The 574-nt window shown below is 52.4% G+C and carries 1 protein-coding gene; it reads left to right on the top strand.

All coding sequences use genetic code 11. The features are described 5' to 3' along the window. Positions 1-50: 50 nt before the first annotated feature. The gene (locus AB4Z23_RS27960) at positions 51-401 is read left to right on the top strand and encodes a hypothetical protein (protein WP_035201226.1); all 351 of its coding nucleotides are present in this window, start codon (positions 51-53) and stop codon (positions 399-401) included. Positions 402-574: the final 173 nt, after the last annotated feature.

Below are 574 nucleotides of genomic sequence, written 5' to 3'. Positions count from 1 at the left end.
CCTTGATATCAGGTCGTATTCATCCATCCCACCTTACACAGGAGTAGAACATGCCACGCATCTTCATCATCGCCGGACTGCTCAACCTGGTCTTCGTCTCGAGCGCTGCTTTCGCAGAGGACGCAAAAGTTCCAAAAGCAGCGCAGGGAGTGTGGGCTGAAGGCGGTAAATGCAGCGGTCTGACGGTGACCATCACCGCTGGCACGCTCCAGTACAAGGGGAATAAGCCTGATGCGGTGTACTTTGCACCCAAAGAAAGCCCACGTGGCTACGGGGCGATCCATTATGTGGAGGAGGGGAACGTCGACAACTTCGAATATGCGGCCGACAAGGATCAGATGATCTACAATCCCGAAGGGTTCGGGACGGGCAAGCCAGTGCTTTACAAGCGCTGCCGTTAAGGTTCGGCGTTGAAGACGGTCTCTGGAGTCACGGGCCTTCCTTTTTAATTTCTTTCAGGTGAGCATCTAATATCTTGGCAAACAAGGCCTTCTGAACCAATTCCTGGTCGCCTGTTCATATCGGTTCAAGAGCCTCAATATTGCTGAGCGGTCCTTGTGTTATTGTTCTAATG

The sequence above is a fragment of the Agrobacterium sp. MCAB5 genome (assembly GCF_052114365.1).
GTDB lineage: Bacteria > Pseudomonadota > Alphaproteobacteria > Rhizobiales > Rhizobiaceae > Agrobacterium > Agrobacterium tumefaciens.
The sequence above is the reverse complement of the archived record's forward strand: the minus strand, read 5'-3'. Positions and strand labels throughout refer to the sequence as shown.